The 17,185-nt window shown below is 63.0% G+C and carries 20 protein-coding genes and 1 pseudogene; 7 read left to right on the top strand and 14 right to left on the bottom strand.

The genetic code is table 11. The features are described from left to right. Nucleotides 1-12 precede the first annotated feature (12 nt). Nucleotides 13-651, bottom strand: coding sequence for an alpha/beta hydrolase (locus tag C444_RS09170; protein ID WP_004592455.1), 639 nt, complete (start codon nucleotides 649-651; stop codon nucleotides 13-15). Between the two features lie 247 nt (nucleotides 652-898). Then, entirely contained in the window at nucleotides 899-1,225 is a 327-nt protein-coding gene (locus tag C444_RS22755) for a VOC family protein (protein WP_239641282.1), read from the bottom strand. Nucleotides 1,226-1,234: 9 nt separating this feature from the next. Between C444_RS22755 and C444_RS22750 the strand changes: the two genes are divergently transcribed. Then, nucleotides 1,235-1,474: a hypothetical protein gene (locus C444_RS22750; protein ID WP_239641281.1), complete on the top strand. Its 240-nt coding sequence runs from the start codon at nucleotides 1,235-1,237 to the stop codon at nucleotides 1,472-1,474. Between the two features lie 348 nt (nucleotides 1,475-1,822). Beyond that, the gene (locus tag C444_RS09160) at nucleotides 1,823-2,059 is read left to right on the top strand and encodes a UPF0058 family protein (protein WP_004592453.1); all 237 of its coding nucleotides are present in this window, start codon (nucleotides 1,823-1,825) and stop codon (nucleotides 2,057-2,059) included. Nucleotides 2,060-2,194: 135 nt separating this feature from the next. On the opposite strand, the gene C444_RS09155 is transcribed toward C444_RS09160, so the two are convergent. Further along, nucleotides 2,195-2,668, bottom strand: coding sequence for a DUF555 domain-containing protein (locus C444_RS09155; RefSeq protein WP_004592452.1), 474 nt, complete (start codon nucleotides 2,666-2,668; stop codon nucleotides 2,195-2,197). Nucleotides 2,669-2,917: 249 nt separating this feature from the next. Here C444_RS09155 and C444_RS09150 point away from each other — a divergent pair, with 249 nt between their 5' ends. The 3 genes and pseudogenes from C444_RS09150 to C444_RS09140 all read left to right on the top strand — a co-directional run bounded on the left by C444_RS09150 (nucleotide 2,918) and on the right by C444_RS09140 (nucleotide 5,645). Then, on the top strand, nucleotides 2,918-3,826 hold the full coding sequence (locus C444_RS09150) for a DNA-3-methyladenine glycosylase family protein (protein WP_004592451.1): 909 nt from the start codon (nucleotides 2,918-2,920) through the stop codon (nucleotides 3,824-3,826). A 5-nt stretch (nucleotides 3,827-3,831) separates the two neighbouring features. After that, nucleotides 3,832-4,155 (top strand): acylphosphatase, encoded by a 324-nt coding sequence (locus tag C444_RS09145; protein ID WP_004592450.1) that lies wholly within the window; start codon nucleotides 3,832-3,834, stop codon nucleotides 4,153-4,155. A 46-nt stretch (nucleotides 4,156-4,201) separates the two neighbouring features. Then, a pseudogene (locus C444_RS09140) lies at nucleotides 4,202-5,645 on the top strand (NAD(P)H-hydrate dehydratase). Between the two features lie 8 nt (nucleotides 5,646-5,653). On the opposite strand, the gene hflX reads toward C444_RS09140, so the two are convergent. After that, on the bottom strand, nucleotides 5,654-6,964 hold the full coding sequence (hflX, locus tag C444_RS09135) for a GTPase HflX (RefSeq protein ID WP_004592449.1): 1,311 nt from the start codon (nucleotides 6,962-6,964) through the stop codon (nucleotides 5,654-5,656). A gap of 175 nt (nucleotides 6,965-7,139) precedes the next feature. After that, nucleotides 7,140-9,335, bottom strand: coding sequence for a catalase/peroxidase HPI (gene katG / locus C444_RS09130; RefSeq protein WP_004592448.1), 2,196 nt, complete (start codon nucleotides 9,333-9,335; stop codon nucleotides 7,140-7,142). 204 nt (nucleotides 9,336-9,539) lie between these two features. Between katG and C444_RS09125 the strand changes: the two genes are divergently transcribed. After that, nucleotides 9,540-9,887, top strand: a complete 348-nt coding sequence (locus C444_RS09125) for an FUN14 domain-containing protein (RefSeq protein ID WP_004592447.1) — start codon at nucleotides 9,540-9,542, stop codon at nucleotides 9,885-9,887. A gap of 15 nt (nucleotides 9,888-9,902) precedes the next feature. Here C444_RS09125 and C444_RS09120 read toward each other — a convergent pair whose 3' ends face one another. The 7 genes from C444_RS09120 to C444_RS09090 all read right to left on the bottom strand — a co-directional run bounded on the left by C444_RS09120 (nucleotide 9,903) and on the right by C444_RS09090 (nucleotide 13,839). Then, nucleotides 9,903-10,631 (bottom strand): ribosome assembly factor SBDS, encoded by a 729-nt coding sequence (locus C444_RS09120; protein ID WP_004592441.1) that lies wholly within the window; start codon nucleotides 10,629-10,631, stop codon nucleotides 9,903-9,905. Between the two features lie 88 nt (nucleotides 10,632-10,719). Then, nucleotides 10,720-11,502, bottom strand: coding sequence for an archaeal proteasome endopeptidase complex subunit alpha (gene psmA / locus C444_RS09115; protein WP_004592440.1), 783 nt, complete (start codon nucleotides 11,500-11,502; stop codon nucleotides 10,720-10,722). A 2-nt stretch (nucleotides 11,503-11,504) separates the two neighbouring features. Beyond that, nucleotides 11,505-11,990 (bottom strand): Rpp14/Pop5 family protein, encoded by a 486-nt coding sequence (locus tag C444_RS09110; protein WP_004592439.1) that lies wholly within the window; start codon nucleotides 11,988-11,990, stop codon nucleotides 11,505-11,507. 66 nt (nucleotides 11,991-12,056) lie between these two features. Beyond that, complete coding sequence (locus C444_RS09105) at nucleotides 12,057-12,446, bottom strand: hypothetical protein (RefSeq protein ID WP_004592438.1); 390 nt, start codon at nucleotides 12,444-12,446, stop codon at nucleotides 12,057-12,059. 61 nt (nucleotides 12,447-12,507) lie between these two features. Continuing rightward, nucleotides 12,508-13,221 (bottom strand): RNase P subunit p30 family protein, encoded by a 714-nt coding sequence (locus C444_RS09100; protein WP_004592437.1) that lies wholly within the window; start codon nucleotides 13,219-13,221, stop codon nucleotides 12,508-12,510. Beyond that, nucleotides 13,221-13,646, bottom strand: coding sequence for an RNA-binding protein (locus C444_RS09095; RefSeq protein WP_004592436.1), 426 nt, complete (start codon nucleotides 13,644-13,646; stop codon nucleotides 13,221-13,223). The genes C444_RS09100 and C444_RS09095 overlap by 1 nt, the downstream gene beginning before the upstream one ends. A 7-nt stretch (nucleotides 13,647-13,653) precedes the next feature. Beyond that, nucleotides 13,654-13,839, bottom strand: coding sequence for a hypothetical protein (locus tag C444_RS09090; protein ID WP_004592435.1), 186 nt, complete (start codon nucleotides 13,837-13,839; stop codon nucleotides 13,654-13,656). A 153-nt stretch (nucleotides 13,840-13,992) separates the two neighbouring features. On the opposite strand from C444_RS09090, the gene C444_RS09085 reads away from it, so the two are divergent. Continuing rightward, complete coding sequence (locus tag C444_RS09085) at nucleotides 13,993-14,562, top strand: NUDIX hydrolase (RefSeq protein ID WP_004592434.1); 570 nt, start codon at nucleotides 13,993-13,995, stop codon at nucleotides 14,560-14,562. A gap of 19 nt (nucleotides 14,563-14,581) precedes the next feature. Here the strand turns inward: C444_RS09085 and C444_RS09080 are convergent, their stop codons facing one another. Then, nucleotides 14,582-15,406: a hypothetical protein gene (locus C444_RS09080; protein WP_004592433.1), complete on the bottom strand. Its 825-nt coding sequence runs from the start codon at nucleotides 15,404-15,406 to the stop codon at nucleotides 14,582-14,584. Nucleotides 15,407-15,703: 297 nt separating this feature from the next. Then, nucleotides 15,704-17,146 carry a phosphomethylpyrimidine synthase ThiC gene (gene thiC / locus C444_RS09075; RefSeq protein WP_004592432.1) on the bottom strand — a complete coding sequence of 481 codons (1,443 nt, stop codon included), beginning with the start codon at nucleotides 17,144-17,146 and terminating at the stop codon, nucleotides 15,704-15,706. Nucleotides 17,147-17,185: the final 39 nt, after the last annotated feature.

Raw genomic sequence — 17,185 nt, 5'->3', positions numbered from 1 at the left:
CGGTCGGACCGCCTAATCGGCGAGGGGAGCGACCAGTGACGAGACGTACGCCAGTTCATCCTCGTTGACGCCGTGGCCCATCCCCTCGTAGATGCGCTCCTCCACGTCCCCGTTCAGTTGCTCGAAGACCGAGGCTGTGACGTGCACGCGTTCTTCGGGGATGTGTGGGTCAACATTGCTACAGCCCAGAAACACCGGCGTTTCCTCGATGTCGCCCTCGTACTCGTTTTCGTCGATGGTCTCGCCGATGAGACCGCCACTGAGGGCGACGAGGCCACCGTACCGCTGAGGGTTACGAGCGACGAATTCGCTCGCGAGACAGGCCCCCTGAGAGAAGCCCAGTACAAGTACGTGATCAGTCGGGATCCCGGCTTCCTCGGCCTCTGTGACGGCGTCCTCGATAGCCTGCAGTCCCGATGTCCGTCCGGGTTCGTTCTGCTCAACCGGTGAGAGGAATGAATTGGGATACCAGGTGTTTCGCGCGGCCTGGGGCGCAAGGAGAGCCAGTCCGTCCTGCTGGAACTCCGCCCCCATCTGGACGATGCTCCGGGCCGTCGCACCCCGGCCGTGGACCAGCACTACCGCCGCGCTCGCCTCCGACAGCGCGGTTCCCGCGGTCACGAGCTGCTGGCCCTGATGGGGGCCGCTCATCGCGCTCCTCCCGGTCGTCGGCTTCGCCCTGTTGCGCCCGCGCAGTCGGTTTCTCCTCCAGTTCGCTCGGCCGCCGTGGCCAGCCACCGTGTCGTGTGCATACCCCAGATAGCACCCGAAGACACTTGACTTGGCACATCGGTCAGTCGGTCTAAATGTCCCGTACTCAGGTTCACAAGCGGAGTTCGATGTCGTCGCCGTCATGCACTGCGATACCGGTGTCGGTCTCGGCGACGGCGTAGTCGGATCAACGGAGGCGCTCACGTGTCGCACCAAGAGTCGCTTCGTCGGGGAGCCGAAGCTCGAAGCACGCCAGTCCCTGTCCGGCATGGGGCTTGGACCGCCGCTGCCAGACGTTGGCCCTGATATGATGGTGGTAGTCACCAGCCGCGGGGAACACCGCACCGTCGTACATGGCTCTGACGCGTAATCCGAGTACGTCGGCGTAGAACGTCCGCGCTGTTTCCACTGATGAGACTTCCAGATGTACGTGTCCAATATCGGAGTCAGCGGACATCGACCGGTCGTCGGTCCCGGCAGCCGCGACTGACCGCGTATTGAGGGGGTCAGTCACTATTTCGACGTGACCCGTCGGTGTCTCCCCCCACGACACCCGCGGAAAGTCCCGATATATCTCGACGCCGTTCCCGGCTGGGCCCGACAGATACAGCGCCTCGCTGACACCGTGGTCCGATGCGCCGTCAAGTGTCCACTCCGAGTCGATACGCTGGAGTGCGTCACCCAGCGCCGCTCGCGATGGAACGCGAAACGCGACGTGATGGAGGCCGACAACATCTCGGTAGAAATCGACAGTCGATTATAAATCAGCAACAGTTAGGGCCACCCGGCCGATCTCGGTTTCTGATGGGAGAGTTGCTTGGTCTATATCAGTAGCAGGTATAGACAGCCCATAATTCTGGGTACCAGCCGTAGACACCCGCAATACGTTTCAGGTGACAGTGTTCGGTCTATCGCGCTCCGTTGTTGAGTACGCTCACATTGCTAGCACACAACAATGTCTTTAGAGAAGTGGTAAAATTTAATGTAAAACCACCAGAATATACGCTATGTGGGGAATTATCCATAAACTATTACGCATTATTAGTAGAGACGTGTGTTAACCTTCATCAGAGTAGTACTATAACCTTCGAGTTGTTACCTTGGGTTGACTATGAAAAAGCAGGAGCTCATCCACCTTCACGGCCTGCTTGCACAGGTACAGAACCACTACGAAGCCGAATCCGGGACAGAAGTGGACCACGACGAATACGAGGAACTGGGCGTCAAGCCGACATCGATTCACAAGTCGAAAACAGACCACAAGGCCGCTGTCTTTGCGATTGCTGACGGTATTGCCTCCGAGATGGCTGATGAAACCAAAGAGCCTGTTTCTGCCGCCGCGGACTAACGGTTCTCCGTAGTTTCTACGCAGTTCTCCCGACCAGCACTGCGATTAGTGACCGTATAACCGTTGTCAGACATATATCAAAGCTGCAATACGCCGAGGGTGTAGCACAGATGCCCCTGCCGCTCGGTGGTGAGCTTACTCGTCGATTAATTCCTCGAACTCGGGTAACACGTCGTCCGATTCGTCCTCAGACTGGTCCGATGGCAGGTCGTCGGATTCAGCTTCCGACTCCGTAGTCGAGGAATCGTCTTCCGTTGTCTCGTCGGATTCCTCCGGAATTTCCTCGATTTCGAGTACGTCGAGCGGGATGTTCTCGAGTCGTTGCCCGATCTCCTTGCGGGCGATTCGGGCGGCGTGTTCGTCCCGTTCGACGTTGAACACGGTCATCTCCAGTTCGAGTGCGACGAGACTCTCATCAGCCGCGAGAAAAGCCGGTTCCAGTGTCTCGCCGCAGTGCGGGCAGTGCCGGTCGCCCATGTTGATCTCGACGTAGTTGAGGTCGGGGTTCAGCATTTCCCCCGTCTTCGAGATGGCGATGCGAACTGCCTCGTCCGCAGATGCCACGTCGTACACTGGGACTGCGGCCTCGACAACAACTCGGCAATTCATGGTAGTATGTTTGTTTCCCAATATAATGAAGGTTAGCCCTGAACCAGTGCGTCCCATACACCACGGATATCAGGAGTCAGAGAGACGGAGCGCCGAATCGAGTGGTACACAGACGGGCAGCGAAAAACATCACCACGACGGAACACAGTGGTAGATTGGCCAACGCCGGTTGCTGGGTTGCCAGTGTGTGCCAGCACAGTGCGAGCAGAACTCGTAACGCCATTACCTCCGGGTCCGTACACACAGACAATGGAACAGGGCGTCATCGATGTCGAATCGCTGGCCGGCGGTATCGATTTGCAGGCAACTGTCGAGAGCGGGCAGTCCTACCTCTGGGACCGCGATGACGGCGAGATGTATCAGCGCGACGGTGCAACCGGGGGCGACGCATGGTACTGGACGACAGTCCGCCGAGACGGGTCACCAGCAGTCATCCGTGTCCGGCAGCGGGACGGTGTCCTCGAATGGGAGTCCACAATCGACGCCAAGGCGGACCTCAAGCGACTCCTGCGGCTTGAGGACAATCTCTCCGCGATTCGGAAGACGGCACCGGACGACGACGTAGTCCAGTCGGCATACGATACGTTCTGGGGGATGCGACTGGTTCAGGACCCTCCGTTTGGCTCCCTCATCTCGTTCATCTGTTCGGCCCAAATGCGCGTGGCTCGGATTCACAGTATGCAGCAGGCGCTCCGCGACGCGTTCGGCGAAGAGGTCGAGTTCGACGGGCGAACGTACAACGCCTATCCGACGCCGTCTGCGCTGGCTGAAACGACAGAGGCGCGGCTACGGGATCTCGGACTGGGTTATCGCGCACCGTACGTCCAGCGCACGGCGGAGATGGTCGCGACCGGCGAGGCCAACCCCGGGGAAGCCGTCGGCCTCGACTACGAGGACGCCAGAGAGTCGCTCACCCGCTTCGTGGGCGTCGGTGACAAGGTCGCGGACTGCGTGTTGCTGTTCTCGCTTGACTACCTCGAAGCGGTCCCGTTAGACACCTGGATCCGCTCGACCATCGAGGAGTACTACCCGGAATGTGAGCGCGGGAATTACACCGACACATCGCGGGCCATCCGGACCGCACTGGGTGGGGAGTTCGCCGGCTACACGCAGACGTATCTGTTCCACTACCTCAGGACGGGCAGCAACGAGGACTGACACGCATGGTGGAAGGCGACAGTATAACGGAGTCCGCCGGCAAACCCTCGGCTATGGCTCGCACGCGAGCACACGTATTCGTCTCCGGTCGTGTTCAGGGCGTCTATTACAGAGCGACCACGCGGGAGCGCGCACAGGACCAGGGAGTCGACGGGTGGGTCCGCAACCTCGACGACGGCCGCGTCGAAGCGGTGTTCGAAGGCCCCGAAGCCGACGTGGACGCCATGATCGAGTTCTGCCACGAAGGGAGTGAACGCGCGAACGTCACCGACGTCGAAGTCGAGTACGAGGACCCGGAGGGTGTCGACGGGTTCGAGGTCCGCTGGTAAGCCGCAGTCCCGTAAAGTTACTTCGCTGGCGGGCGAACCCGCCGATATGCTCACCGGCTCCGAAATGGGTGTCGTCGACGAGAACGCCGCTACGCTCGGCGTCCCGCGCAAACAGCTGATGGAGTCGTCCGGTCACGCCGTCGCACGGGCGGTCCGTACCATCGCGGACCCCGGCGACCAGGTCACCATCGTCGCCGGCCGGGGGAACAACGGCGGTGACGCCCTCGTCACCGCCCGCTTTCTCGACGACTACGACCTTCGTGTCCTGCTGCTGGGTCGCCCAGACAACATCTCGACGACGATTGCCAGGGAGAACTGGGATGCTCTCCAGCACGCCGAGTATCCGACGGAGACGGTCAAGGATTCCTCGGCACTAACCCTCGGAACCCCCGACGTCGTCGTCGACGCGATGCTGGGGACGGGTATCACCGGCGACCTCCGGGAACCGGCGGCGACGGCCGCCGCGGCGATGAACGAGAGCGACGCGACCGTTCTCTCGGTGGACGTCCCGTCCGGCCTCGACGCTGAAACGGGACGGCTGGCCGAGAACGCCGTCGAGGCCGATCACGTGGTCACGTTCCACGACACCAAGCCCGGGCTCCCGGACCTCGACGTACCGGTCACCGTCGGCGACATCGGCATCCCTGACGCTGCGGAACTGTTCATCGAGCGGGGCGACCTCACGCGGCTCGAACGGGACCCCGCGAGCCACAAGGGCGACAACGGCGAAGTGCTGGTCGTCGGCGGCGGCCCCTACACCGGCGCGCCGGCGCTCGCAGCCCAAGCCGCGCTCAGAGCGGGTGCCGACCTCGTCCGGGTCGCCTGCCCGGCCGTGGTGGCCCGCGAGGTCCAGTCCTACAGCGAGAACCTCATCGTGCGACCGTTCGACGGGGACCACCTCGCACCGCCCCACGTCGACCATCTCGCCGAACTGGCGGCGGCCCATGACACGCTCGTCGTCGGACCGGGGCTCGGGGACGCCGACGCAACCCTGGAGGCGGTCGGGGACCTGCTTGCAGCGTTCGAGGGGACCGCCGTCGTCGACGCCGACGCGCTGTCGGTGGTGCCCGACACCGAAACGGATGCGGAACTCATCTGCACACCCCATCAGGGCGAACTTCTCGGTATGGGTGGTGAGACATCCGAAGACTGGCAAGAGCGGGCGGATCTCGTTGAGTCCTTCGCATCNGGAGATCGGACAGACGCTGCTAGTCAAAGGCCCGTACGACATCGTCTCCAACGGCGAGCGGGCACGCGTCGGCCGAACCGGCAATCCCGGGATGACGGTCGGCGGAACCGGCGATGTGCTCGCCGGCGTGACGGGCGCGCTCGCCTGCGTCCAAGACCCGATTGACGCCGCCGCCATCGCTGCCTACACCGTCGGCAGTGTCGGTGACCGCGTCGTCGACGACCGCGGCTACGGACTGGTCGCAACAGACCTGCTAGACGAGATACCGAGCGTCCTGTGGCAGCGCGAAGCAGAAACGTAGCGTCTGTATCAGGCCGACGCACCGACCAAGTCTCCCGCTTTCGACCGGGACTGCTCAATGATGGCCGGCCGCGCCTCGAACTCGATGACCACCTGGTCGCCGTAGTCGACCGTCTCGACGCTGGCGTGGTCGTGAATCCACGAGACGAGGCTCATCGTGTCGTCGTTCATCGGGAGCACGAGCCGCTCGCGCTCGTAATCAGGCAGTTCGTAGTCGATGCGCTCCGCCAGGTCGTCGATGTTGAGCCCCTGCTCGGCGCTGACGGCGACGGGGTTCGGTGCCAGCGAGGAGAGCGCGTCTTTCTTGCGACGGACCTCTTCGTCGTCGACCATGTCGGTCTTGTTGAGGACCGTGACGATCGGGGCCTCGTTGCGCTCGTACAGCGTGTCGTGGCTCGTCACCAACTTCTCGCGGATCTCCTCGACTGACTCCGAAATATCGACGACGAGCAAGACGAGGTCGGCGTGGTACACCGACCCCAGCGTGGACTTGAACGACTCAACGAGCCAGTGCGGGAGGTCCTGGATGAACCCGACTGTGTCGGTGACCAGTACCTCGCGCTTGCCGACTTCGGCGCGGCGAGTGGTCGTCCCGAGCGTCGTGAACAGGCGGTCCTCGCTCTCTGCCGTCGTGTCGAGGTCGGGGTGTAGATCGTCGTTCTCGTCCACGTCGAGGTCATCTGCGAGGCGGCGCAGCAGCGTCGACTTCCCGGCGTTAGTGTAACCGGCCAGCGCGACGAGGTCGAAACCGGACTCGCGGCGCTGTTCCCGGCGATGGCGCTCGGTCTCCTCGATGGATTCCAGTTCGTCCCGGATGTTGGCGATCTGCTTTTTGATGTCCTCTTCGCGGGACTCGTCGTACTCGCCGAGCCCCATGAATCCCGGGCGCTCGTCGCGTTTGGCCAGACTCGCCTTGGCCTCGGCACGCGGGAGTTCGTAGCGGAGCTCTGCGAGTTCGACCTGCAGCTGGGCTTTCCGTGTCTGGGCCCGCTGGCCGAAGATTTCAAGGATGAGCCGGAAGCGGTCGATGACGCGCACACGCTCGGGGAGTTCGTTCCCGATGTTGTACGTCTGATACGGGCCGAGCTGGTTGTCAAAGATGACGACAGCGGCTCCCTCACGGGCGACCGCGTTGCTCAGTCGCGTTACCTTCCCCTCGCCGAGGTGGTACGCCGGGTCCTCCGTCCTGGTCTGTGTGATCTCGTCGACGACATCGTACCCGGCCGCCCGGGCAAGGTCCCGGATCTCTTCGGTGTCGGCGGTGCCACTGTCGACGCGCTTCGCGATGACCGCTCGTTCGGTGGTGTGTGTCGCCGTCACTCGTTGTGAAGATACGGTGTCCGATTATTTAACCCCCCGGGCGGTTCACAGTAACGGCCAGTGAGCCGGTGGTTCGGCAATAAAACGACAGATTCGGCGGGATAGCGGGGTCGGTTGCTGACGTGGGACCGCCCTGTTTCGCGATAGCCACCACTGCGGTGACGTTTACTCTGCTCTATTCGAGGTCGAAGCGGTCGAGCTTCATGACCTTGCTCCACGTGTCCACGAAGTCGTGGACGAGCTTCTCCTCCGCGTCAGCAGAGCCGTAGACTTCCGAGATCGCTCGGAGTCGGTCGTTCGAACCGAAGATTAGGTCGATGCGTGTGGCTTCCCACTTGACCTCGCCGGTGTCGCGGTCGAGACCCTTATATCGGTGTTCCGAGTCCGCTGCCGGCTCCCACTCCGTGCCCATGTCGAGCAGGTTCACGAAGAAGTCGTTGGTCAGCGTCTCCGGCTCGTTGGTCAAGACGCCGAGGTCGGTGTCCTGGTAGTTCGCACCGATCGAACGCATGCCGCCGATCAGCGCCGTCAGTTCCGAGGCCGTCAGGTTCAGCAGATCCGCGTTGTCGACCAGCACTTCCTCGGCTGGTCGCGTGATGTCGTTCTGGATGTAGTTTCGAGCCCCGTCGACCTTCGGCTTGAGGGCGTCGAAGGAGGGGGCATCAGTGTGTTCCGGCCCGGCATCCACTCGGCCGGGTTCGAACGGGATTTCGACATCGTAGCCGGCGTTCGCTGCTGCCTGCTCGACGGCCGCGTTGCCGCCCAGCACGATCAGATCAGCAAGCGAGACCTGCGTCCCGTCGGAGCGTGAGTCGTTGAACTCCGTCTGGATGTTTTCGAGCGTCTCCAGAACCGTCTCCAGCTGCTCCGGCTCGTTGACTTCCCAGTTCTTCTGGGGTTCGAGTCGGAGACGAGCGCCATTGGCGCCGCCGCGCTTATCGCTGTCGCGGTAGGTCGATGCTGACGCCCACGCGGTCTTGACGAGCTGGGTGATGGAGAGATCCGAGTCGAGGATTTCTTCCTTGAGCTCGGCGATTTCTGCGTCCCCGATGAGGCCGTAGTCAGCGTCCGGGAGCGGGTCCTGCCAGATCATCTCCTCGTCAGGAACCTCCGGACCGAGGAATCGCTCGGGCGGACCCATGTCGCGGTGGGTCAGCTTATACCAGGCCTTCGCGAAGTTCATCCCGAACTCCATCGGGTTCTCCTGGAAGGTCTCCATGACCTCTCGGTAATCCGGATCTCGCTTCAGGGCGATATCTGTCGTGAGCATCATCGGCGTCTGCTTCTCGGACGGATCGTGGGCGTCCGGCACGCTGTTTTTCAGCTCTTCGCTCTTGGGTGCCCACTGCCACGCGCCGCCGGGACCCTTCTCCGGCTCCCACTCGTAATCGAGCAGGTTGTTGATATAGCCCATGTCCCACTCGGTCGGCGACTGGGTCCACGGCCCTTCGATACCACTCGTGATCATCTCGCCGCCCTTGCTGTTGCCGTTCTTGTTCTGCCACCCGAGGCCCTGCTGCTCGATGGGGGCTGCTTCGGGCTCGGGACCGAGGTTCTCTTCGGGGTCGTCAGCGCCGTGAACTTTGCCAAACGTGTGTCCGCCGGCGATGAGCGCGGCTGTCTCCTTGTCGTTCATCGCCATCCGGTCGAACGTCTGCCGGATGTTCTTCGCCGACGCCTCCGGGTCCGGGTTGCCGTCCGGCCCTTCCGGGTTCACGTAGATGAGACCCATCACAGAGGCACCGAGCCCTTCTTCGATTTCGCCCGGCTCGTCGAAGCGCTCCTGGGTCTCGAACTCGTCTTCTGGCCCCCAGTTGACAGCCTTATCCTCCTCGAACGCATCCTCGCGGCCGCCAGCGTAGCCAAAGGTCTTGAATCCCATCGACTCGATAGCGACGTTCCCTGCGAGGATCATCAGATCGGCCCAGGAAATCTTGCGGCCGTATTTCTGTTTGATCGGCAGGAGCAGCCGTCGCGCCTTGTCGAGGTTCGCGTTATCCGGCCAGCTGTTGATCGGTGCAAAGCGCTGTCGACCGCCAGCCGCGCCGCCGCGACCGTCGGCGGTCCGGTACGTCCCGGCACTGTGCCAGGCCATCCGGATGAACAGTGGCCCGTAGTGGCCGTAGTCAGCCGGCCACCAGTCCTGGGAGGACGTCATCAGCTCTTCGAGATCCGACTTCACCGCTTCGAGGTCGAGCTTCTGGAACTCTTCCGCGTAATCAAAGTCATCCTCCATCGGGCCGACATCCCGGGTGTTCTGGTCAAGGATTTCGAGGTTCAGCTTATTTGGCCACCAGTCCTGGTTAGATTTTGGTCGCTTCGAACGTCCGCCTGCGGCGCTGCTCATATCGGAATTCGGTGTTTCTGCCATCTTAACAGTAAGAAGGATTCGTCCCTCGAATACAAATCTTTGGATATGAGTAAAGAAATAGCACCGTGTGGAAAATAATTCCCTGAATTCTTTGGGACACCCGGGTAGCAACGATGCCACATCTCTGTAGCAGAAGCTGTGTATAACAGTGAATACGCCAGAGGGAGCACAAAAGATTTAAAAACAGGCAGTCAGGTACGCGGTATGGATGATTTCGTACTCCAACTAGATGGATTGGGTCTCCAGCAGATGGGGCTCGAATTCGGTGGCGGCGGCCTCATTGGCGGGATAATCGGATTCGCCGCGAAGAAGATCGCAAAGCTCATCGCCGTTATCATCGGCATCGAGCTGGCGCTGTTCAAGTTTCTTGAGACGCGCGGTATTCTCGAAGTGAACTGGGACGCAATTGGTGGGGCCGCACAGAACGCGACCGGTCCTGCTGGGAATGCGGCGGCGACGCAACCGCCGTCCTGGGTCACGTCGCTGCTTTCGGCACTGCCTGTCAGTGCTGGTTTCACGGCCGGCTTCCTCGTCGGGTTCAAGAAGGGGTAACGCGCCGCCGCGGCGTCAGCCGCGCGTACTGATGTCGTCCTCGTCTTTGATTATCTGGGTTTCCGCCTCGCCGCTGGTGTGTTCGTTCACCACGTCGTAGAAGTCGTTCTGCAAGCCGGCCGGGAACGTCATGACGCCGACCCACGAGCCATCGGACTGCCACTCCTCGCGTTCGAGGTCGCCGAACTGCCGGATCTGTGCCTGTGCGCTCCCGGCGTAGTCTGCGGGGACCTGTACGGCGACGGTGACCTCGTCGAACCGGATCGGGATGACCGGCCGGAGCGCATCGAGGGCGTCGTCGACCTGCGCTTCAACGGGTTCCATCGGGTCGACCCGGAAATCCGTTTCTTCCAGGGCGGACTCGATGCGCTCCGGCGGGTGTGGCGCGTCGTCCATCTGCGGATTGACCGCGTTGCGCGTGATCCGCTGGATGAGCTGTTTGTGCTTCTGTTCCTGCATCTCGCGGCGCTGGTCAGCCGTGATCTGAATCTCTCCCCGCTTGATGACCTCGGGGATGATAGCCATCGGATCGGTGGTGTCAAACACCTCTTCGAGCATGTTCTCGGGCGGTCGGTCCCCCCGCGAGGCGTCCTCGAACACGTCCTCCGCTGCGATAACGTCCTCGAGATCGCCGTCGAAGTCATCACGTTTTATCGCTAGCGCAGCGTCTGGATCCACCAGTACCTCGAACCGCTGGCCGTGGGATTCGAGGCGCGCCGTCACCGCCTCGTCAAGCGATATCATACCCGTCGGTAGCAGTGGGCCAGTTAAAGGCCTTACTGCGTAGTCGAACAGAAAAGGACCCAATCGTCCACAGAGGCCGTCGGAAGCGTTACTCTTCCTCGGTGTCTTCGCCTTCGCCTTCCTCGTCCGCGTCGTCGCCGGTATCAAGCAGGTCAGCCTCCGCAAGGTGGGCCTCCTTCTCCTCGTCTGTCAGCTGGCCGAACGTCTCCGTTTCGACATCGACCGTGGCGACGCCGATGCCCTCCGGCGTGAGGCCGTCGTCGTTGACCGACGCGAGGGCGGCCAGCGCGAGGTCGACGCCCTCGTCGAGGTCCATCCCCTCGTCGTAGTGCTCTTCGAGGTAGTCCCGGATGTCGCCGCGGTCGGCACCGACGGCGAGGGCCTTCCACTCGTAGGGCGTCCCGGAGGGGTCAGTCTCGAACAGGCGCGGCTCGCCGTTGACGATGCCGCCGATGATGAGCGCGACGCCGAACGGGCGCGCGCCGCCGACCTGGGTGTACTGCTGGATGTAGTCGGTGATTTCCTTGGTGAGGGTCTCGACGCCGACTGGCTCGCCGTAGCGGAGCTGGTTCACCTGCGCCTGTCGGCGGGCGAAGTCAATGAGCTGTCGGGCGTCGGCGACGTGGCCGGCCGAGGCGATACCGATGTGGTCGTCGGCCTTATGGATCTTCTCGACCGAGGAGCGCTCCATCAGCGGCGACCGGATGCGCTTGTCCACGGCGAGGACGACGCCGTCGCTCGTTCTGACGCCGATGCTTGCTGTGCCGCGTTTGACCGCTTCGCGGGCGTACTCGACCTGGTAGAGGCGTCCGTCCGGCGAGAAGATAGTGATCCCGCGGTCGTAGGCCTGCTGTTGGTTTTGTCCCTGCATAGTTATCGGAAATCGAGTGCTGTCGCGCCGACGAACGGGCCGTCGGAGGCCGTTTCGACATCGTAGCGCGGCGGCCGAACCGTAGCCCCCCGGTCTGCGTTCTCGAACACGACGTGTCTCTGTTCAGTGGCTTCCGGCGGCCCGCGTATATACTTTTCTTCACAGGCGCGCACGGTGCCGCTAATCCCCCGGACACGGACCCGAACCTCGTCGTCGTCGATGCTGTCCACACAGGCAAGCGCGGCCCGCGCCGGGTCCGTCTGGCCGCGTCGGGTCCGGACGATGGCTTCGGCTGTGCCCTCGTAGTCGTGGAACTGGAGAACAGTCATATCCGTCTCGGCACTGCCGGTGTCGCCCAGCAGGTTCTGTGCGGCGTACCACACCTCGCGCTGGAACGCCCGCCGGCCGAAGGAGGCGTTCGGCCACGTCTCGATACCGACGGCGAGATAGCGCCAGCGTGGCCGGAGGTGTTTCGGCAGGTGTTTCATACGCCAGCGTTGGCGCGGAGAACAATGAGCGGTGCGGTGTGGCGACCGGTGGACCTGATAGATGCCTCAGAGCTCACGCTGTCGAAGCCATAGCCCGAGTCCGATCAACGACGTCCCCGTCACTGCCCGCCAGAGAAGCCGCGTTGCTGTGCCGAATAGTGGCTCCGTACTGCCTTGCACTCCGTTCCAATACAGCTCCAGCAAAAAGAGCCCGATCAGCAGCACGCCGACTCCGTAACAGCTGGCTGCCACCGTCTGCTGGCCCGTCGGTCGCGTGTAGAGAAACGCCGCCAGACCCGCTGCAAGGAAAAGAACGAGGACTCCGAAGTTAGCCGTGAGGTCGATCAGCGCCACGAACAAGACCGGAACCCCGACGACCACCAGCAGACGACGGCGTTCAGTCCCTGCCACGGACTCGACAATACGACCGGCGACAGTTCGCGGACGGCTATCCATACGTCTCCGAGGGTCTCGTCCGAGAAATCTCTTCGCTACGTACGCAGCGATACTGTGCAGTCTATTCGTCGTCGCTTCGCCGGTCACTGTCTTCCAGCCGAACGCCCGGCTCGATGACGTCATCACTCTGGCGCTCGCGGTTGCGCTCCGCGACCCGTCCCCACTCTGCCAGCCCTTCGCGGACGGCGTCGGCGTCGAATCCGATGGTCTCTCCGACGGCGACGACGTCCCGTGGGGCGCGAATCTGGAGGTGGTTGCTCGGGGCTGCCGAGACGACAAACGGTGCGCCGGCGTCCTGGACTAGTTCCCTGAGCTTCCGCAGTTCCTTGATGGCGCGAACGCGACTGCCGCCGGACGACCGGAGCACCGGGCCGAAGTCGAACTCGATGCGGACGCCGTTGTCGGCCGCTGCGTTCGCCAGCACGTGGTTGAAATCGCCGTCCTCGCGCATCGGGTGGGCGAGCACGTCGACAGTCGGTTGTTCGACCGCGAACCGGTTGATGCGTCGGTCGCCACCGTGGACGACGACTATCGTCCGGTCGTTCCGGTAGTTCCCGACGAAGCCGCTCGCCCGCGAAGGGTCGTCTGCCCGGACCTCGACACCGACCGCGACGTCGATGCCGTACGCGTCGCTGACGGCGTCGGTGTCGTAGTCCGCTTGCTCGTCGCCGTGGTTCCTGACGACGATGCCGTCGTAGCCCGAGTCGGCGGCCGTCAGCGCCTGTCGGGCGACGGTGCTGCCGCCGTCGGGATGGGCGTAGACGGCCTCGTACATCACAACTCCTCTAGGAGTTCGCGGGCGTTTGCGACTGCCTTCTCCCGCTTTGCGGGGTAGGCCTCGACTTTCGCCCGGAGTGTGATGCCGTCGCCGCGTTCGACATCGCCGCCGAAGGCGGCCTGCTTGTCGAAGGTGAGAAAGAACGAACAGTTGTCGTCGACCCGGTCGTCGAGTTCCGCACGCACTGCCTCGATGTCCGGCGCTGACGCTACCTGCGTGAGCACGTGGCGGATGTCGTCCGCGTTCTCGACGCGGGCCGAGAGGACGATGATGCGGTCGCCGTAGTGCCCCTCGCTCTTTGCGCGTTCGATGGGGTAGTCCTCCGGCAGGAACGTCCGGAGCGCCCCCTCGACGCGCTTGTCGTCTTCTGTCGCGTAGCAGAATGTCCGGAGGTCGACGTAGTGGAACGGAACCGACGACATGGAGGCCCTACTCGTCCTCTGCGGCTTCGAGGTTGTCCTCGGGGACGCCCTGCTCCTGGCCGTCCTCGAAGGAGACCGTGTAGTTGGCGTCGCCGAACATCGTCTCGACGACCTGCGTGACGGTGCCTTCCTCGCCGTCGTAGTCGCTGTGCTCGTCGTGGAGAATAACGCTGTCGTCCTCTTCGAATGCCATACCCGGCGGTACTCGGTGGCTCGTCAAAAAGGGACTGATTCGGTGTCGAAGGCTTATAGGCACCTCGCGCCAACGGCCTGCCATGAGCAGCACGGTAGGGGTCCCCGGATACTCGTCGCCGCCACGGCGGGCACTTACGCGCCGTTCGGACAGATGACGAGCGTCGACGACCTGTGGTTTCTCGCCGACGGCGCGTGTCAGACCGCCGAGCAGACGTATCACGAGCTCCGGGAGCGCTACAGCGGCTACGTCGAGTTCACGCGCCATCGCAACGTCCCGCGAAACCGGTTTCGGGACGTCGCCATGGCCGCCCGCGACCACGGCGCGCCCTACGGCGCGCACACGCTCGCCTACCGATCTACCGGTGAACTCCTGCTTGTCCGTCATGAGGGCGTCGATATGTGGGTTCTGCCCGGCGGCGAACTCGACGAAGGCGAATCCCTTCAGGAGGCCGCGCTACGGGAATTAAGCGAGGAGAGTGGTATCGAGGCGACGATTGAGGGACTTGGGATGCTCGGACGGATCGAGTTCTACTGCGACGGCAACATGGCCTGGGGCGTGTTGCCGGTGTACGAGGCGCGAGCGGAGACGACCGATATCGCTGTCGACGACCCGGATCACGAAATCAGTGAGGCCCGGTGGTTCGACGAACTGCCGGCCGACACACGCGACCGTGAGGAGATTTTAGAATGGCGCGGACAGCGGTTCGGCGGCGAGGCGTAATCGGTCGAGGTGGAGGGCGCTACTCCGGCCCGAACGACTGCCCCTCGCGCGCATCGGCGTTCATCCGCCGGATGGTCGCACGGGCGTTGCTGGCGTCGTAGCCGAACAGCACGGTTTCGGCGTACTCCTCGGCCACTTCAACGGCCTTCGAGAGGTCGTCGACATCCACGTCAACGGCGTACAGTTCGATGCTAAAGGGCGTCGAGAGTCGGTCCTGCCATCCCTTGGCGAGAATCTCCAGCCAGTAGGTCGTCGAGTACGCCATGTCGTAGATCGGGACGACGAACTCGTCGACGTACTCGGCGATATCGTCGACGGCGACGCCGGAGCGGGCTTCGAGGTGACCGGGGTAGGGGTCCGGATACAGCGTGAGGTACATCTCACCGGGTACGCGCTCGCGGGCTTCGGCGACGAACTCCGTGATGACGTTGCTTCGCCAGGCCGACCAGTCGTCGAACTCGCTGTCGGCGAAGCGCTGCTCGCAGCGGTCGCAGTGGCAGTATTCGTCCCGGGGAAAGCCCACGTCGTCGAGACGAACGTCCTCGTTGACGGCCGCCGCATCCTCGATGATGTCGAGCAGACCCTCACGGTAGCGGTCGTGGGTCGGACAGACGTACGTCCAGTCGAAGTACGGTTGATTCCGTGTCGCCGGCGTCCCCTCGTCGTCGAACGCGAGCAGGTCCTCCTCGCTCTCGACCGCGTTGTCGCCGAAACAGGACACCATGTTTACCGCACCGGCGATTGGCTCGACAGCGCGGCCGGTCACGTCCTTGACCTCGTAGAACGCCCGGTCGAACTCGGACCACTCCGTCTCCTCCTCGTTACGGGTGACGACGCCGTACATGCACGCTCGTACGGCGGTTCGCCGGGTAAGGGTTCGGAAAGCGACGGCGCTGCCGCTGACAGCGCAGAAACCGAGAGAATACTGCCGGCCATCGGGGTACCCCACCCCATGCGACGCCGTTGAGGACCAGTGGGCAGGGCGGCCGACAGTAGATTCAGAGGGCGATACAGTCGATTCGTACAGCCTTATCGCTTGACGACGTACACGAGGGCAAGCGCCATGACCGCGACGAGGGCGATGACTTTCTTTTGCATCGTTTCAATAAACGAACACCGGTTATAAAGAACTATCGCCGTGCTAATCGTCGGCACGACCCTCTGTATCAGCGGGTATATCGGCGTCAGGACCGGGGATATCGGCCTCGTCGTGGGTACCGACGGGCGGCCGGTTTACCTCCGCCGCTGACGACTCTTCGAGGGCAGTCCGGTCGTCAACGTCAGCCTCGATCGTCTCCATCTCGCCGTCTTCTCTCGCGTCCTGGTCGATGCGCATTGAACAGAACTCCACGCCGCACATTGAGCAGAATCGCGCCTCTTTGTAGTTGTCACCGGGGAGCGTCTGGTCGTGGTACTCGCGGGCGCGGTCGGGGTCCAGCGCCAGGTCGAACTGCTCGCGCCAATCGAAGGCGTACCGGGCTTCCGAGAGGGCGTCGTCCCAGTCCCGTGCCCCCTCGCGGCCGTTTGCCACGTCAGCGGCGTGGGCAGCGATGCGATAAGCCGCAAGTCCGTCCCGCACATCGGATTTCTCCGGGAGGCTGAGATGCTCCTTGGGGGTCACGTAGCAGATCATCGCCGCACCGGCACGCCCCGCCTCCGTCGCGCCGATAGCGCTCGTGATATGGTCGTAGCCCGGCGCAACGTCGGTCACGAGCGGGCCGAGCACGTAGAACGGCGCGCCGTCACAGACCTCTTGTTGGCGTTCGACTTGCTCGGCGACCTGATCCATCGGGACGTGGCCCGGTCCCTCGACCATCACCTGCACGTCGTGGTCCCAGGCGGTCCGCGTGAGTTCGCCGAGTGTGTCCAGTTCGGCGAACTGCGCGTCGTCGCCGGCGTCGGCGAGACAGCCCGGACGGAGGCCGTCGCCGAGGCTGAAGGTCACGTCGTACTCGCGGAATATCTCGCAGATGTCCTCGAATTTCGTATACAGCGGGTTCTCCATCCCGTTCTCCTCGATCCACTGGGCGAGGATAGATCCGCCACGGGAGACGATACCCGTTTTCCGGCCGTCGGTCAGCGGCAGGTGTTCCATCCGGACGCCGGCGTGGATGGTCATGTAGTCGACGCCCTGTTTCGCCTGCTTCTCGATGACGTCGAGCAGCAGTTCGTGGGTAATCTCGTTCGCGTCACCGGCGCGCTTGACCGCCTCGTAGATGGGGACCGTCCCGATGGGGACTGGCGAATGCTCGACGTTGGCCGACCGTATCTCGTCGAGGTTACTCCCCGTCGAGAGGTCCATCACCGTGTCCGCGCCGTAGTGGACGGCGGTGTGGAGCTTCTCCAGTTCCCCCTCAATGTCGCTCGTCTCCTCGCTGTTGCCGATGTTTGCGTTGACCTTCGTCGCAAACTCCCGGCCGATAATCATCGGGTCCAGTGAGTCGTGACCGACGTTTGCGGGAATCACCGCCTGTCCGTCGGCGACTTGCTGCCGGACGAACCCCGGTTCGACACCTTCGCGCTCTGCGATTCGCTCCATCGCCTCGGTGACGGTCCCGTTCCGGGCCGCTGCTAGCTGCGTCATAATCACTAGGTTGTATTACTCAATTATATAATTGTGGTG

The sequence above is a fragment of the Haloarcula japonica DSM 6131 genome (assembly GCF_000336635.1).
Classification (GTDB): domain Archaea; phylum Halobacteriota; class Halobacteria; order Halobacteriales; family Haloarculaceae; genus Haloarcula; species Haloarcula japonica.
This window is presented reverse-complemented; position numbering and strand designations above follow the sequence as displayed.

Bases quoted from the DNA above. Each gene is read 5' to 3' on its own strand.
- C444_RS09105 (WP_004592438.1), bottom strand. From the start codon at position 12,446: ATGGATAGCCGTCCGCGAACTGTCGCCGGTCGTATTGTCGAGTCCGTG.
- katG (WP_004592448.1), bottom strand. From the start codon at position 9,335: ATGGCAGAAACACCGAATTCCGATATGAGCAGCGCCGCAGGCGGACGT.
- C444_RS09125 (WP_004592447.1), top strand. From the start codon at position 9,540: ATGGATGATTTCGTACTCCAACTAGATGGATTGGGTCTCCAGCAGATG.
- C444_RS09120 (WP_004592441.1), bottom strand. From the start codon at position 10,631: ATGATATCGCTTGACGAGGCGGTGACGGCGCGCCTCGAATCCCACGGC.
- C444_RS09085 (WP_004592434.1), top strand. From the start codon at position 13,993: ATGACGAGCGTCGACGACCTGTGGTTTCTCGCCGACGGCGCGTGTCAG.
- thiC (WP_004592432.1), bottom strand. From the start codon at position 17,146: ATGACGCAGCTAGCAGCGGCCCGGAACGGGACCGTCACCGAGGCGATG.
- C444_RS09095 (WP_004592436.1), bottom strand. From the start codon at position 13,646: ATGTCGTCGGTTCCGTTCCACTACGTCGACCTCCGGACATTCTGCTAC.
- C444_RS09080 (WP_004592433.1), bottom strand. From the start codon at position 15,406: ATGTACGGCGTCGTCACCCGTAACGAGGAGGAGACGGAGTGGTCCGAG.
- C444_RS09110 (WP_004592439.1), bottom strand. From the start codon at position 11,990: ATGAAACACCTGCCGAAACACCTCCGGCCACGCTGGCGCTATCTCGCC.
- C444_RS09100 (WP_004592437.1), bottom strand. From the start codon at position 13,221: ATGTACGAGGCCGTCTACGCCCATCCCGACGGCGGCAGCACCGTCGCC.
- C444_RS09145 (WP_004592450.1), top strand. From the start codon at position 3,832: ATGGTGGAAGGCGACAGTATAACGGAGTCCGCCGGCAAACCCTCGGCT.
- C444_RS09090 (WP_004592435.1), bottom strand. From the start codon at position 13,839: ATGGCATTCGAAGAGGACGACAGCGTTATTCTCCACGACGAGCACAGC.
- C444_RS09160 (WP_004592453.1), top strand. From the start codon at position 1,823: ATGAAAAAGCAGGAGCTCATCCACCTTCACGGCCTGCTTGCACAGGTA.
- C444_RS09150 (WP_004592451.1), top strand. From the start codon at position 2,918: ATGGAACAGGGCGTCATCGATGTCGAATCGCTGGCCGGCGGTATCGAT.
- psmA (WP_004592440.1), bottom strand. From the start codon at position 11,502: ATGCAGGGACAAAACCAACAGCAGGCCTACGACCGCGGGATCACTATC.
- C444_RS09170 (WP_004592455.1), bottom strand. From the start codon at position 651: ATGAGCGGCCCCCATCAGGGCCAGCAGCTCGTGACCGCGGGAACCGCG.
- C444_RS09155 (WP_004592452.1), bottom strand. From the start codon at position 2,668: ATGAATTGCCGAGTTGTTGTCGAGGCCGCAGTCCCAGTGTACGACGTG.